15 protein-coding genes are annotated in these 14,423 nt (G+C 68.9%); 10 read left to right on the plus strand and 5 right to left on the minus strand.

All coding sequences use genetic code 11. The features are described 5' to 3' along the window. Window positions 1–47 precede the first annotated feature (47 nt). From J7654_RS17365 to J7654_RS17380, 4 genes are all read right to left on the minus strand, one after another. Entirely contained in the window at window positions 48–833 is a 786-nt protein-coding gene (locus J7654_RS17365; protein WP_209737088.1) for an ABC transporter ATP-binding protein, read from the minus strand. After that, window positions 830–1,606, minus strand: coding sequence for an ABC transporter permease (locus J7654_RS17370; RefSeq protein WP_377946511.1), 777 nt, complete (start codon window positions 1,604–1,606; stop codon window positions 830–832). The genes J7654_RS17365 and J7654_RS17370 overlap by 4 nt, the downstream gene beginning before the upstream one ends. A 71-nt stretch (window positions 1,607–1,677) precedes the next feature. Beyond that, entirely contained in the window at window positions 1,678–2,628 is a 951-nt protein-coding gene (locus J7654_RS17375) for an ABC transporter substrate-binding protein (protein ID WP_209737089.1), read from the minus strand. Window positions 2,629–2,761: 133 nt separating this feature from the next. Further along, window positions 2,762–3,658, minus strand: a complete 897-nt coding sequence (locus J7654_RS17380) for a LysR family transcriptional regulator (protein WP_209737090.1) — start codon at window positions 3,656–3,658, stop codon at window positions 2,762–2,764. A gap of 107 nt (window positions 3,659–3,765) precedes the next feature. Here J7654_RS17380 and J7654_RS17385 point away from each other — a divergent pair, with 107 nt between their 5' ends. The 7 genes from J7654_RS17385 (at window position 3,766) to J7654_RS17415 (ending at window position 10,669) form a co-directional block, all read left to right on the plus strand. Further along, a complete protein-coding gene (locus J7654_RS17385) occupies window positions 3,766–4,989 on the plus strand; it encodes an aminotransferase (protein WP_209737091.1) in 1,224 nt (407 codons plus the stop codon). Between the two features lie 7 nt (window positions 4,990–4,996). Further along, on the plus strand, window positions 4,997–6,073 hold the full coding sequence (gene speB / locus J7654_RS17390) for an agmatinase (RefSeq protein WP_209737092.1): 1,077 nt from the start codon (window positions 4,997–4,999) through the stop codon (window positions 6,071–6,073). Next, complete coding sequence (locus J7654_RS17395) at window positions 6,070–7,152, plus strand: ABC transporter substrate-binding protein (RefSeq protein WP_209737093.1); 1,083 nt, start codon at window positions 6,070–6,072, stop codon at window positions 7,150–7,152. The genes speB and J7654_RS17395 overlap by 4 nt, the downstream gene beginning before the upstream one ends. A 73-nt stretch (window positions 7,153–7,225) precedes the next feature. Then, window positions 7,226–8,242 (plus strand): ABC transporter ATP-binding protein, encoded by a 1,017-nt coding sequence (locus J7654_RS17400; RefSeq protein ID WP_209737094.1) that lies wholly within the window; start codon window positions 7,226–7,228, stop codon window positions 8,240–8,242. After that, a complete protein-coding gene (locus J7654_RS17405) occupies window positions 8,239–9,096 on the plus strand; it encodes an ABC transporter permease (RefSeq protein ID WP_209737095.1) in 858 nt (285 codons plus the stop codon). Before J7654_RS17400 ends, J7654_RS17405 begins: the two co-directional genes overlap by 4 nt. Then, complete coding sequence (locus tag J7654_RS17410; RefSeq protein ID WP_209737096.1) at window positions 9,093–9,890, plus strand: ABC transporter permease; 798 nt, start codon at window positions 9,093–9,095, stop codon at window positions 9,888–9,890. Before J7654_RS17405 ends, J7654_RS17410 begins: the two co-directional genes overlap by 4 nt. After that, entirely contained in the window at window positions 9,887–10,669 is a 783-nt protein-coding gene (locus J7654_RS17415) for a nitrilase-related carbon-nitrogen hydrolase (protein ID WP_209737097.1), read from the plus strand. Before J7654_RS17410 ends, J7654_RS17415 begins: the two co-directional genes overlap by 4 nt. Window positions 10,670–10,675: 6 nt before the next feature. Here J7654_RS17415 and J7654_RS17420 read toward each other — a convergent pair whose 3' ends face one another. Then, window positions 10,676–11,467, minus strand: coding sequence for a polyphosphate kinase 2 family protein (locus J7654_RS17420; RefSeq protein ID WP_209737098.1), 792 nt, complete (start codon window positions 11,465–11,467; stop codon window positions 10,676–10,678). Window positions 11,468–11,596: 129 nt separating this feature from the next. On the opposite strand from J7654_RS17420, the gene J7654_RS17425 reads away from it, so the two are divergent. Genes J7654_RS17425 through J7654_RS17435 form a run of 3 tightly spaced genes read left to right on the plus strand, consistent with a single transcriptional unit; the run spans window position 11,597 to window position 14,333 of the window. After that, on the plus strand, window positions 11,597–12,658 hold the full coding sequence (locus tag J7654_RS17425) for an aldose epimerase family protein (RefSeq protein WP_245195557.1): 1,062 nt from the start codon (window positions 11,597–11,599) through the stop codon (window positions 12,656–12,658). Window positions 12,659–12,685: 27 nt separating this feature from the next. Then, window positions 12,686–13,576 (plus strand): SMP-30/gluconolactonase/LRE family protein, encoded by an 891-nt coding sequence (locus J7654_RS17430; RefSeq protein WP_209737099.1) that lies wholly within the window; start codon window positions 12,686–12,688, stop codon window positions 13,574–13,576. 49 nt (window positions 13,577–13,625) lie between these two features. Continuing rightward, window positions 13,626–14,333 (plus strand): fumarylacetoacetate hydrolase family protein, encoded by a 708-nt coding sequence (locus J7654_RS17435; RefSeq protein ID WP_209737100.1) that lies wholly within the window; start codon window positions 13,626–13,628, stop codon window positions 14,331–14,333. Window positions 14,334–14,423 lie beyond the last annotated feature (90 nt).

The following is a 14,423-nucleotide window of genomic DNA, read 5'->3' on the forward strand; positions in this document are numbered from 1 at the left end:
ACGGCCACATGCCACACGATCCCCGTCGCCTGCCGGCTCCGGGCGGCTCAATGCCCCTGGTCGGCGCGGATGGCCTCCGAGCGGATTTCCTCCGTCAGGCGCGCGCGCATTTCGCTGAACTCGGGGCTGGACTTCACCGTGTAGTGACGCGGGTGGGGAAGCTCGACGGGCAGGATGGACTTGATGCGGCCGGGGCGCGCGGACATGGTGACGACGCGCGAGCCGACGAAGATCGCCTCCTCGATGTCGTGGGTCACGAACAGCACCATCTTGTGCTCGCGCTCCCATATGCCGAGCAGGAGTTCCTGCATCAGGCCGCGCGTCTGGTTGTCGAGCGCGCCGAAGGGCTCGTCGAGAAGCAGGATCTTGGGGTCGTTGGCCAGCGCGCGGGCAATCGCCGTGCGCTGCTGCATCCCGCCGGAGAGCTGCTTGGGCCAGTGCTTCTCGAAGCCCTTCAGCCCCACCTGCTCCACATAGAAGGAGACGATATCGCGCTTCTCGGCCTCGCCCATGCGCTTCTCGCGCAGGCCGAAGGCGATGTTGTCCTCCACCGTCAGCCACGGAAACAGGGTGTAGGACTGGAACACCATGCCCCTGTCCGGCCCGGGCCCGGAGATGGCCTGCCCGTCCAGCGTGACGGTGCCGCTGGTCGGCTTGTCCAGCCCGGCGACGATCCGCAGGAGCGTGGACTTGCCGCAGCCGGAGGGGCCGAGGATCGTGACGAAGTCGTTGGAGGGCACCGTGAGGTCGGTGGGCTGGAGGGCAGTGACGGGCTGGCCGCCCTTCACACCGGGAAAGATGCGGCCGACGCCGGAGATGACGAGCTCGCTCATGCGAACCTCCAGGCGAAGAGCCAGCGGTTGAGCGACTTGAAGAGGAAGTCGGAGACGAGGCCGATGACGCCGATCACGATGATGCCGAAGATGATCTGGCCCGTCGCCATCAAGGCCTGGCTGTTGATGATCATGTAGCCGATGCCGGAGGATGCGCCGATCAGCTCGGCGACGATGACGTAGGTCCAGGCCCACCCCAGGACGAGGCGAAGGATTTCCGCGATGTCCGGCGCGTTGGCGGGCATCAGCACGCGGGCGACGACGCCCCTGTCCCTGGCGCCCAGCGTATAGGCCGCCTCCACGAGGTCCTGGCGGGTGGAGCCCACGGCCCCGGCCACCATCAGGACGATCTGGAAGAAGGCGCCGATGAAGATGACGAGGAGCTTCTGCGTCTCGCCGATGCCCGCCCACAGGATGAGAAGCGGCACGAAGGCCGAGGCGGGCAGATAGCGCGCGAAGGAGACGAAGGGCTCCAGCAGCGCCTCCACCGGCTTGTAGGTGCCCATGGCGATGCCGATGGGAACCGCCAGCGCCGCCGCCACCGTGAAGCCGCCGACGACGCGCCACACCGTCATGCCGATGTCGTACAGGAAGCCCCGCTGCGACAGGAGATACCAGCCGTCGGCCAGCATCGTCAGCGGATCGGCCAGGAAGGTTCGCGAAACGAAGCCGCCGAAGGTGGCGAGCGACCACACGGCGACGAAGAGCACGAAGAACGAGACGCCGAGGAGGACGCGCGTGCCCGTGCCCACCGGTTGGAAGGGTCGGATCATGAAAACCGGCTCATGGAATGCGTGGGCGCGCCCCGGCGAGCGACCGCCGGGGCGCCTTGAGGGCGAAAAGCCTACTCGATGAAGCTGGGATCGGCGAGGCCGGCGATCTCGGGCTTCTGGCGGATGACGCCGACTTCCAGAAGCAGATCGGCCGCCGCCTCGGAGAACTCCTGCCACTCGCCCGCGAAGAAGGCCTTGTTGGCCTCGCGGTCCTGCCAGCGCAGATGCGAGGCCGAGGCCGCGAACTGCTCGGCGGTCTGGTTCACGTCCGCGCCCATGATCTCGAAGGCGCGCGCCTCGTCGCTCTCGATCAGCTCCAGCGCCTCGAAATAGCTGTCCGCCAGCGCCTTGGCCGCTTCCGGGTTCTCTTCCAGGAAGGCCGGCGTGCAACCCACCGTGTCCATCACCGCCGGGTAATCCAGCGTCGTGGCCAGGATCTTGCCGGAATCGGGCGCCTCGCGCACGGTGGAGAGATAGGGCTCATAGGTCATCGCCGCGTCGTTCTGCCCGGCGACGAAAGCCTGCGCGGCGGGGCCGGGCTCCATGTTGACGACGGAGACGTCGCGCATCGTCATGCCGTTCTCGTGTAGCATCCAGGCGAGGAAGAAATAGGGCGAGGTGCCCGGCGCGGAGGCCGCGATGGTCTTGCCGCGAAGGTCCTCGAAGCTCTCCACATCGGCGCGCACGGCGATGCCGTCCGCGCCGTAGCTCTTGTCCATCTGGAAGATCTGCGTGGTTTCCACGCCGTTGGCGTTCCAGGCGATCCAGGTTTCCACGGTCGTCGCCGCGCACTGGATGTCGCCGGAGGCGATGGCCAGATGCCGGCTCGCCTGCGGGATTTTCGAAAGCGTCACGTCAAGCCCGTGCTTCTCGAAGATGCCCGCCTCCTTGGCGAGCGTCAGCGGCGCGAAGCCCGTCCAGCCCGAAAGGCCCAGATTGATGCTGGTGGCCTGCGCGCTCGCGCCGGTCATCCCCGCGAGGAGAAGGCCGGCCGCACATCCCGTCTTCAGAAGAAATCTCATGCCAACGCCCCGTGGTCGCTATTTGTCTACACAAAAGGAGAGTGACTCGCGGCCCCTCGCCCGGTCAAGGGAGGCAACGCCCATTCGGTGCGCAGGTAAAGCCCTTACGGAAGGCAATATGCCCGATAGGGCATCACCCGACCTGCCAGACCTGGCGAACCGTCTGGGCGAAGGCCGCCGAGATATCGCTATGTCGCCCGCGCGAGGGCGTGATGAGCTCGAACGGGCAGGAATGCGTCAGGAGGTCCGGCAGAAGTGCCCGCAACTCGCCCGCCGCCTCCAGCCGCGCCGCGTAGTGGTGTGGCAGATAGCCGATATAGCGGCCGGAGCGGATGAGCAGGAGCTGCGGCTCGATCTGGAAGACCGTCGCGGCCACGCGCCATGCGACGTGGCGGAAGGCGTCCTCGTCGCGCCAGTAGCCGCGATGCACGAAGGCCGCCTCGCCGAGCGCCTCCACCGTCACCTCCCCGGGCGGGTCGAAGAGCGGATGGCCCCGGCCGCAATAGCAGCCGTGCCACTCGTCATAGAGCCATTCGTGGTCCAGCCCATCGATCCGCTTCTGGAAGGAGCCGATGGCGCAATGATACTGCCCGTCCGCGACCTTCTGCTGGAGGTCGAGCGGACGCTCCTGGACGAGGGTGATCTTCACCTCGGGCGCGATCCTCCCGTAGGCCGCGAGGGCCTGTGGCAGGAGGTTGCGCGGATCGTCCGCGATGGCGTCCAGGATGCCGACGCGAAGCTCGCCCTTCAGCTCGCCGCGCACGGAAGCGACATCGCTGGAGAAATCCTCCAGCGCCTTGCCGAGGCGGCGCGAGGCCTCGTAGACGGCGCGGCCCTTCTCCGTCAGCCGAAATCCGCCGCGCCCGCGCTGGCAAAGCACGAAGCCGAGGCGCTCCTCCAGCGCCGTCATATGGTTGGAGATGGTGGACTGGCCGATGTTCAGCTCGTGCTCGGCAGCCGCGAACCCGTTGTTGCGCACCACGCTTTCGAAGACCTGGAGCAGGCGCAGGTCACTCCCCGAAACACGCATGAAAACGCCACTTTCTTTGAGATCTATCAAGGTTGGGATTGATAACGCGTTATTCAAACCAGGGTCCAGCCTGCCTCATCTGCCCATCAGGTCAGCAACGGATGCGCATGGTGAACTTGGCGGCAACTTCTCCTCTCGGCCGGGCGCCGCTCGGCGCCAACCCGCTGGTGAACCGGGTCTCCGCACCGCCGATACCCCAGGCGCAGGGCTGGCTGAAGGCCTATGACGGCCGGCTCGGTCCCGCCGTCGATCTCAGCCAGGCCGTGCCGGGCCATGGGCCGGCGGCCTCGTTCCTGGAGCGCTTCGCGCGGGCGGCGCTCGATCCAGCGAGCGCCCGATACGGGCCGATCCTGGGTGACGAGGCGCTGCGCGAAGCCTATGCCCGGCACGTCTCGCCGCTCTATGGCGCAAGCGTGGAGGCGGACGACATCGCCGTCACGGCCGGTTGCAACCAGGCCTTCTTCGTGGCCGCGCTCGCCGTCGCGGGCCCCGACTCCTCCGTGCTCCTGCCCACGCCCTGGTACTTCAATCACGAGATGACGTTGCGCATGCTCGGCATCGAGCCGGTCGCCCTGCCGACCAACGCGGCCCGGGGCTTCGTGCCCGACCCGGCCGAGGCCGAGGCGCTGGTCGACGAGACGACGCGCGCGCTGGTGCTCGTCTCGCCGAACAACCCCACCGGCGCGGTCTACCCGCCCGCCGCCATCGAGGCGCTGCACGACATGTGCCGGCAGCGCGGGCTCTTCCTGATCCTGGACGAGACCTATCGCGACTTCCTGCCCGCCGAGGCCGGCCCGCCGCACGCGCTGTTCGGCCGGCCGGACTGGCGCGATGGGCTGATCGCGCTCTATTCCTTCTCCAAATCCTACGCGATTCCCGGCCACCGGCTCGGCGCGATGGCGGCGGGCCCGGCGGTGCTGGACGCGGCCGGCAAGATCCTCGACTGCGTGGAGATCTGCGCCTCGCGCCCCAGCCAGGCCGCGCTCGCCCCCTCCATCGCGGAGACGGGCGACTGGCGCGCGGCGCGCACGGCGGAAATCCTTGCCCGCACCCGCGCCTTCGAAGCCGCGATGGCGGCCCTGCCGCAGTGGCGGGTGGAGAGCTGCGGGGCCTATTTCGCCTATCTCGCCCACCCCTTCCCCGGCCGCTCGGCCGAGGAGGTGGCGACCGCGCTGGCGGGGCGCCTCGGCCTTCTCGTCCTGCCGGGCTCCTTCTTCGGCCCCGGCCAGGATGGCCACCTGCGCGTCGCCTTCGCCAATGTGGACGAGGCGGGCATCGCCCGCTTCGCCCAGCGGCTGGCGCTGGCCGGCAATCTCTTCGAACACGGGTAGGACGATCATGGCGAACGATACATTGGAGACCCTGCGGGCCCGCTTTTCCGGCGAGAACGAGACGCGCATTCACGATCCGCACTTCTCGGCCATCGCCGCCATGACCATAGACCCGAAGGGCACGCGCCAGGCGCCCTATGCGGGCCTGCCGACGCTGCTCGACGCTCCCTACCGCGCGGTGGACTGGCGTGCGCCGGACCTTTCCGGCCTCGACGTCGCGCTCCTCGGGGTGCCGATGGACCTGGGCATCACCAACCGCAACGGCTGCCGGTTCGGCCCCCGCGCCCTGCGCGCCATCGAGCGCATCGGGCCCTACAATCACGTTCTGAAAACCATGCCGGGGCGCGAGCTGGCCGTCGCCGATATCGGCGACGTGCCCTTCCGCTCGCGCTTCGAGCTGGAGACCTCGCATCGCGACATCGAGGCGGCGGTGGCGGGCATCGTCGCGGCGGGCGTCGTGCCGCTCAGCGTGGGCGGCGACCATTCCATCACGCTGCCCATCCTGCGCGCCGTCGGCGCGAAGCGTCCCGTCGGCATGATCCATATCGACGCCCATTGCGACACGTCCGGCCCCTTCGACAATTGCCGCTTCCACCATGGCGGGCCGTTCCGCCACGCGGTGCTGGAGGGCGTGCTCGACCCCGCGCGCACCATCCAGATCGGCATTCGCGGCGCCTCGGAATATCTCTGGGAGTTCTCCTATGCCTCCGGCATGACGGTGATCCACGCCGAGGAGATATCGGGTCTCGGCATCGAGGCGGTGATCGCGAAGGCGCGCGAGATCGTGGGCGACGGGCCGACCTACCTGTCCTTCGACATCGACAGCCTCGACCCCGCCTTCGCGCCCGGCACCGGCACGCCGGAGATCGGCGGGCTCACCACGCGCGAGGCGCAGGCGCTCCTGCGCGGGCTCAAGGGCCTGAACCTCGTCGGCAGCGATGTGGTGGAGGTCGCGCCGCAATACGACGCCACGACCAACACCGCCCATGCGGGCGCGCAGATGCTGTTCGAAATCCTGAGCCTGCTTCCCTTCGCGCCCTCGCTGGCGCAAAATTCGCCGAGAGCCAACGGAGACCCTCGATGACCGGATCGTTTCGCCTCAACCGCCGGCAGATTCTCGCCGGCTCCGCCGCCGCGGCCGCCGGCCTGTCCATGCCCACCCTTCTGCGCGCGCAGGAGCGCTCGCTGAAGGTCGGCGTCTATGGCGGCTACTTCAAGGACTCTTTCGACGAGCACATCTTCCCCCGCTTCACGGAGGCCACGGGCATCGCGGTGGAATCCATCGCCGAGCCCACGGGCGAGGCGTGGCTGGTGCAGCTGGAGCAGGCCGCGCGCGCCGGCGTCGCGCCGGCCGACGTCTCGATGATGAGCCAGGTCGCGATGCGCAAGGGTCTGTCGACGGAGCTGTGGGCGCCCATCGACACGGCCCGCGTGGAGCGCTTCGACGACATCCTGCCGCCCTTCGTGGTGGCCTATCCGGACGAGCGCTTCGCCGGCGTCGGCGCCGTCGCCTGGTACATCACCCTCGTCACCAACACCGACAGCTACGCCGAGGCGCCGACCTCCTGGCAGGCGCTGTGGGACCCGGCCAACGCCAACCGCCTCGGCCTTTTGGCGCTCGTGTCCAACTCCTTCCTTCTCGAAGTGACGGCCAAGACCTTCTTCGGCGGCACCGACAAGCTGGACACCGAGGAAGGCATCCTGGAGGTGATGGAGAAGCTCGCCGAGCTGAAGCCCAACGTGCAGCTCTGGTATCGCGACGAGGCCCAGTTCGAGCAGGCGCTGAAGTCGGGCGAGATCCCGATGGGCCAGTATTACCACGACGTGACGGGCCTTGCGGCGGCCGACGGCTTCCCCGTGCGCTCCACCTTCCCCACGGAGGGCGGCATCTCCGATTCAGGCTGTTGGGCCATCTCGCGCGCTTCCGACAAGTCCGAGGAAGCGCACGAGTTCCTCAACTTCGCCTCCCAGCCCGAGATCCAGGCGCTGATGGCCCGCCAGATCGGCACCGCGCCGACGCTGCGCCGCGATCTCCTGGATCTGACCGACGAGGAGTTCGCCGCCGTCTCCTCCGACATCGACCCCGTGGTGCCGCGCTACGACCTTTATGTGGAGAAGGCCGACTGGCTGAACCAGAAGTGGACGGAACTCATCGTCGGCTGATATCGCCTCTTTCCCAAAGACAGGCCTCGCCCTCAAGGGGCGGGGCCGTTCCTTCTCCGGCGCAAGAGCGGGCATGAGCGGACTGACACTCTCTTCCATCTCCAAGCGCTTCGGCGAGGTGAACGCGGTCGAGGCTCTCGACCTGCATGTCGAGCCGGGCAGCTTCGTGTGCCTGCTCGGCCCTTCCGGCTGCGGCAAGACCACGCTTCTGCGCATGATCGCGGGCCTCGACGAGCCGACGAGCGGGACCATCCGCTTCGACGGAGAGGACATCACCGCCCGGCCGGTGCACCGGCGGGAGATCGGCATGGTCTTCCAGTCCCTGGCCCTGTTCCCGCATCTGTCGGTCGGCGACAACATCGCCTATCCGCTCGCCATTCGCGGGGTGGACAGGAAGGCGCGCGCGGCCCGGGTGGAGGAGCTTCTGGACCTCGTGCGGCTGCCGGGTGTGGCGGGGCGCGCCATCACGCAGCTCTCCGGCGGGCAGCGCCAGCGCGTGGCCATCGCCCGCGCCCTCTCCGTCTCGCCCCGGCTCTTCCTGCTCGACGAGCCGCTTTCCGCGCTCGACGCCAAGCTGCGCGAGGCCATGCAGGTGGAGCTGCGCCAGCTCCAGCAGCGGCTCGGCATCACCACCATCGTCGTCACCCACGACCAGCGCGAGGCCATGACCATGGCCGACCGCATCGTCGTCATGCGGTCCGGCCGCATCCAGCAGGAGGCCCCGCCGGTGGAGATCTACCGCCGCCCGGCCAACGCCTTCGTCGCCGACTTCATCGGCCAGACCAACCTGTTGCCCGTCGAAGGCAACGCCCTTCTCGGCATGGCGCTGCCAGCCGCCGGGCCGCTGGGCCCCCTCGCCTCGGTGCGGCCGGAGGATGTCTCGATCCGCCCGGCGGGCGAGGCGCCCATCGAGGCGCGCGTCGCCTTCGTGCGAGACATAGGCTCCAGCGTGGAGATCCATCTCGACGCCGGCGGCACGCGCGTGGTGGCCCTGGCGCCGGCCGGCGCCCGCCTCACGGTCGGCGAAACCGTGTCGCTCGCCATCGAGGCCGGGGCGGTCACGGTGTTTGCGCAGGGCGCCGCCGCATGAGCGCCGCCATGGCGCGGGCCGCGTGGCGGGAGCAATGGCCCATCCTGTTTCCGGCCGCCATGCTCCTCGCCTTCTTCGTGGTGCCCTTCGGCACCATGATCGCGGTGTCCTTCTTCGAGCGCGTGCCGGGCGGTTTCTACCAGCCGGCCTTCACGCTCGACAATTACGCCCGCTTCTGGAGCCTGTTCTTCGGGCGCGTCCTGGGCTTCTCGCTCTGGCTCTCGGCGCTTGTCTCGGCGATCTGTCTCCTCGTCGGCGTGCCCTTCACGCGCGCGCTGACGCGACTGCCCCGCCGCGCGCAGGTGCCCTGGCTGATCGCGCTCCTGTGCGTGCTCTCGCTTTCCGAGGTGATCATCGGCTTCGCCTGGTCCACGCTGCTCTCGCGCACCGCCGGCATCGGCAACATCCTGTTCGCGCTGGGGCTGCTCGGCGAGCCCATGTCCTTCACGCCGGGCTTCGCCGCCGTGCTTCTCGGCATGGTCTACCAGGCCTTTCCCTACGCCGTGCTCGTGCTCTACCCAGCCTTCTCCCGGCTCGACCCGTCGCTGGCCGAGGCCAGCCGCACGCTCGGCGCCACGCCGGTCCGGGCCTTCTTCACCGTCGTCCTGCCGGCGCTGCGCCCGGCGCTGGTCGCCACCTTCATCGTGGTCTTCGTCTTCGCGCTCGGCTGCTATCTGCTGCCGCAGCTTCTGGGCCGCCCGCAGCACTGGACGCTCTCGGTCCTCGTCACCGACCAGGCGATCTACCAGTCGAACATGCCGTTCGCCGCCGCCATGGCCGTGTTCCTCGTCATCGCCAGCGTGCTGCTCGTGCTCCTCACCGCCGCCATCGGCCGCAACAGGGCGCCGCAATGACCGGCCGGCTCCTTGAACGCCTGCTCTTCGGGCTGGTCGCGCTGTTCCTCGCCGGCCCGCTGGTGGTGATCCTGGGCGTCTCGCTCAACGAGCAGCGGTCGCTGTCCTTCCCGCCGCAGGGCTTCTCGCTCGACTGGTATGCGCAGATCTTCACCGACGCCTCCTGGCGCGCGGCGCTCACGGCCTCCGTCACGGTGGCCGCGCTGGCGGCCCTCCTCTCGCTGCTGATCGCCCTGCCCATCGCTTACGCGCTGTGGCGGCGCGTCACCGCCTTCGGGCGGCTTGTCCAGCTTCTGGGCGTCTCGCCCTTCGTGCTGCCGCCGGTCATCACCGCGCTCGGCGCGCTTTCCTTCTGGGCGACGGCGGGCTTCTACGGCCAGCACTTCACCGTGGTCATCTCGCACGCGATCTTCTTCACCTCGCTGCCGCTGGTCACGCTCGTCCTCGGCTTCTCCGCCATCGACAAGGAGATGGTGGAGGCCGCGCGCACCATGGGCGCGGATGAGCGGCGCGTCTTCTCCACCATCGTCCTGCCGATGATCCTTCCCTACATGGTCTCGGGCTTCGCCTTCGCCTTCGTCCTGTCGCTCAACGAGTACATCGTCGCCTACATGACGGTCGGCTTCACGCTGGAGACGATCCCGATCAAGATCTTCAACGCGCTGCGCTACGGCTACACACCCACCATGGCGAGCGTGACGATCCTCTTCGTCGCGGTGGCTGGCGTCGTCTTCTCGGCGGTCGCGCGGTTCGGCGACCTGCCGAAGCTGCTGGGGGCCTGGGGAGGCCGGTGAAGCTCTCGCTCTTCCAGATGGACGCGGCGCTGGAGGGCCCGGCGCGCCGGGCCGCCATCGAGGAAGGCGTGCGCGAGGCCGCGAGCGCCGGCAGCGCGCTGGCGCTCTTTCCCGAACTGGCGGTGGAAGGCTACGGCACGGGCGAGGCGATGGGAGCCGCAGCGCCAGCGCCGGAGGAGCTTGCCACATCCCCGTTGCAGCACCTTGCCGGCGAAACGGGGATGGCGATCTGCGCAGGGATGGCGCTCCGCCGGCACGATGGCGCGCTCTCCAACGCCGCCGTCCTCTTCCGGCCGGGGCACGCGCCCCTCGCCTACGCCAAGCGCCAGCTCTACGGCGCCTACGAGAAAGCGCTCTTCCGCCCCGGAACGGCAGCGGCCCCGCTGGCCGAATGGGCGGGCCTGCGCCTTGGCCTTCTCGTCTGCTTCGACGTGGAGTTTCCCGAACAGGTGCGCGAACTCGCGCTGGCGGGCGCCGACCTCGTGCTCGTGCCCACGGCCCTGCCGCAAGGGCCGGGCGCGCGCTTCATCGCGCAGAGCATGGTGCCCACCCGGGCCTTCGAGGACGGCATCTTCCTTGCCTATGCCGATCATTGCGGCAGCGACGCGCGCTTCTCCTATCAGGGCCTGTCCTCGATCTCGGCGCCGGACGGCAGCCGCCTGGCAGCCGCCACGGCCGAAGCGACGGCCCATCTGAGCGCGACGATCGACCCCCATGCCTACGACGAGGCGCGGGAGGCCAACCCCTATCTGCGTATCGCCCGCGCCATGGGCGCCTGAAGGCCGCTACCGCTCCGGCAAGGCGGCGAAGCGCCGCTCCAGTTCCTCGTCCACCGGGCGGGGCGACAGGTCGACGCCTTGCGAAAGGCGATCGGCCACTTCGGTGAGCGCGGCGATACGGGCATATTTCTTCGAATTGGCCGGCACCACCAGCCAGGGCGCATGCGGCGTGCTGGTCTCCTCCAGCATCTCGTTCGCCGCGCGCTCGTAATCGCCCCAGCGCTCGCGGTTGCGAAAATCCTCATAGGAGAGCTTCCAGCGCTTCAGCGGGTCCTTCAGGCGCTTTTCGAAACGCTCGAGCTGCTCCTCTGCCGTGATGTAGAGGAAGACCTTGGCGATATGCGTCCCGTCATCGGCCAGCAGGCGCTCGAACTCGTTGATCTCGCGATAGGCGCGCCGCCATTGCGGCTCGCTCGCCAGGCCCTCCACGCGCTCCACCAGCACCCGGCCGTACCACGAGCGGTCGAAGACGCAGATCTCGCCCCTGGCGGGAAGGCGCTCCCAGAAGCGGGCCATGTAATGCCGGCGCAGGTCGCGCGGCTCCGGCGCGCCGATGGGCCAGACCTTGAAGCCGCGCGGGTCCATGACCGCCGAGATGCGCCGGATCGCGCCGCCCTTGCCGGCCGCATCCCACCCCTCGAAGACGACGACCGCCGTCTGCCCACGAAACAGATAGGCCTGCTGTATGACCTCGAACCGCTGCTGCAATTCGGCAAGCCGCGTTTCGTACTCGCCCGCCTTGAGGGATTGCTCCATGTCGAGCGAGGAGAGGAGCCCCTGCGCCTTCGATCCGCCCATGCCCGCACCCCGCCTTTCAAGATTCGTGGCCAGAATATAGGACGCTCATCGCCGCGCGGGAACGAGCCGCGCCTTTCCAACGGCAGGGCCGGCCCCATCTCTCGCCTCACATTGGAGGAGGATGAACGCTTGGGACAGGAGCCCGTATCGATCTTCGGCCGCATGGCCGACGGCACGCCGGTGGAACGGGTCGTCCTCTGCGGGGAAGATGGGTTCCGCGTATCCGTGATCAGCTATGGCGCGGCCGTCCAGTCGATCCTCGCGCCGGACCGGGATGGACACCTGGCCGATATCGTGCTCGGCCACGACACGCTGGCCGGCTATATGGCCAGCCGCGACTATTTCGGCGCCACCATCGGGCGCTATGCCAACCGCATCGCCGGGGGCGCCTTCTCGCTCGGCGGGCGGCGCTTCCGGGTCGAGCCCAATGACGGCCCGAATGCGCTGCATGGAGGCGCGGGCGGCTTCGACACGCGCCTCTTCGAAGTGGAGAGCCGCGAGCCTTGCCGCGTGGTGCTTCGCCGCACCAGCCCGGCGGGGGAGGAAGGCTTTCCCGGCCGGCTCGACATCCGCGTGGCCTACGAGGTCCAGCGCTGCGCGCTTCTCATCGAGCTGAGCGCGGCCGGGGACGCGGACACGCTGGTGAACCTGGCGAACCACAGCTATTTCAACCTCGCCGGCGAGGCCTCCGGCACGGCGCTCGACCATGCCCTGTTCATCGCGGCCGACGCCTTCCTGCCGGTCGATGCCGTCGCGATCCCCACAGGCGAGAGGCGGCCGGTCGCCGGCAGCCCGTTCGATTTCAGGACGGCCCGGCGTGTGGGCGAGCGCATCCGCCATGCGGACGAGCAGCTTGCGCTGGCGCGCGGCTACGACCACAATTTCTGCCTGCGCGGCGGGCGCACGGCCGAGCCGCGCCTCGTGGCAAGACTTTCCGACCAAGCGAGCGGCCGCGTGCTGGAGGTGGAGACCGACGAGGCCGGGCTTCAGCTCTATTCGGGCAACGCGCTGACCGGCGCGGTGCGCGGCAAGGGCGGGCGGCTGCACCGGCAGGGAGACGCGGTGTGCCTCGAGGCGCAGGCCTTCCCGGACGCGCCGAACCGGCCGGACTTTCCCTCCACGCATCTGGCCGCGGGCGAGACCTATCGCCACCGCATCCGCTACCGCTTCTCCACAGCCCCGCTCCCGTGACGCCATCGTCAACCCTCGAGGTTCCCCGTGCAAGACGTTCCGACAGAGACGCTGAGCGCCCATCCCTGCCATCTGGGCGAAGGGTCGACCTTCGATCCGGCGACGGGCACCGCCTTCTGGTTCGACATACTGGAAAGGACGCTCTTTTGCGCCGAGATCGCCACCCGCACCGTACGGATGGAACCGCTGCCGGCCATGGCCTCGGAACTGGCAGTGATCGACGAGGAGCGCGACCTGATCGCCACCGACACGGGGCTGCATGTGCGCGAGCGCAAAAGCGGCGCGATGACGCTGCTCCAGGGGATCGAGGAGGATGACAGCGCAACGCGCTCCAATGACGGGCGGGTGCACCCGTGCGGGGCGTTGTGGATCGGCACGATGGGAAGGGAGGCTGAAACGGGCGCCGGGTCGATCTACTGGTTCTTTCGCGGCGAATTGAGGAAGCTTTATTCGCGCCTCACCATCCCCAACGCCATCGCCTTCACGCAGGACGGGCGCACCGGCTATTTCACCGACACCGATATCGGCATTCTCCACCGCGTGGCGCTCGATCCGGCCACCGGCCTGCCCGTGGACGGGCCTGAGATGCTCTACGACCATCGCGGCGGAACGGGCGGGCTGGACGGCGCGGTGGTGGACGCGCAGGGGCTGGTCTGGAACGCGCGCTGGGGCGCGGGCTGCCTGGACGCCTATTCGCCGGAAGGCACGCGCCTGCGCACCGTGCGCGTGCCGGCCACGCGCCCCACCTGCCCCGTCTTCGTCGGCCGGGCCTTCGATCGCCTCCTCGTGACCACCGCTTCGGAGGGCATGAGCGAAGCCGAGCGCACGGCCGACCCCCGCCATGGCCAGACCTTCCTCCTCGATGTCGGCGCATGCGGTTTCGCCGAGACACGCGCCAGGCCCTTTGCCCTGGCCTAGAAGCTGTTATGCCGGAAGCCCGAACCGACCCTTCCGCAGGAACCAGATCATGACCATCGAGGCGCTCGACCAGAACTTCGTCTTCACCCCGCTGCCGGTGCCGACCTTGCCGGTGAGGGGAACGGACAAGCTCTTTCCCGTCCACCGCATCTATTGCGTGGGCCGCAACTTTGCCGACCACGCCGTCGAGATGGGCCACGACCCGAACCGCGAGCCGCCCTTCTTCTTCCAGAAGAACCCCGACACGCTCGTCCTGCCCGGCCGGGACTTCCCCTATCCTTCGGCCTCCAACGACGTGCATCACGAGGTCGAGCTCGTGGTGGCGCTGCACAAGGGCGGCAAGGACATCGCGCCGGAAAACGCGATGGAGCACGTCTTCGGCTATGCGGTGGGCCTCGACATGACCCGGCGCGACCTTCAGGGCGAAGCCAAGAAGGCGGGACGCCCGTGGGAAACGGCCAAGGCCTTCGAGGCCTCCGCGCCCTGCACCGCCCTCGTGCCGGCCGCGCAAGCGCCCGATCTCGCGACCGGCGCCATTCGGCTGACGGTCAACGGGCAGACGCGCCAGGACGGCGACCTCAGCCAGATGATCTGGAAGATCCCGGAGATGATCTCCTACCTCTCGGGCCTGTTCGAGCTCCAGCCGGGCGACCTGATCTTCGCCGGCACGCCGGCGGGCGTCGGCGCGGTCCAGCGCGGCGACGAGCTTGTCGGCCATATCGAGGGCGTCGGCGAGTTGCGCACGCGCGTCGTCTGAGGTTCATGGGCCGGCGGTGCCCGATCCGAAGGCAATTCGAACCGGGCGTCGCCGCGCCCGGTTCTTCACATCGGGCTCATCCCGTTCCGC

This window comes from Aureimonas populi (assembly GCF_017815515.1).
Classification (GTDB): Bacteria; Pseudomonadota; Alphaproteobacteria; order Rhizobiales; family Rhizobiaceae; genus Aureimonas; species Aureimonas populi.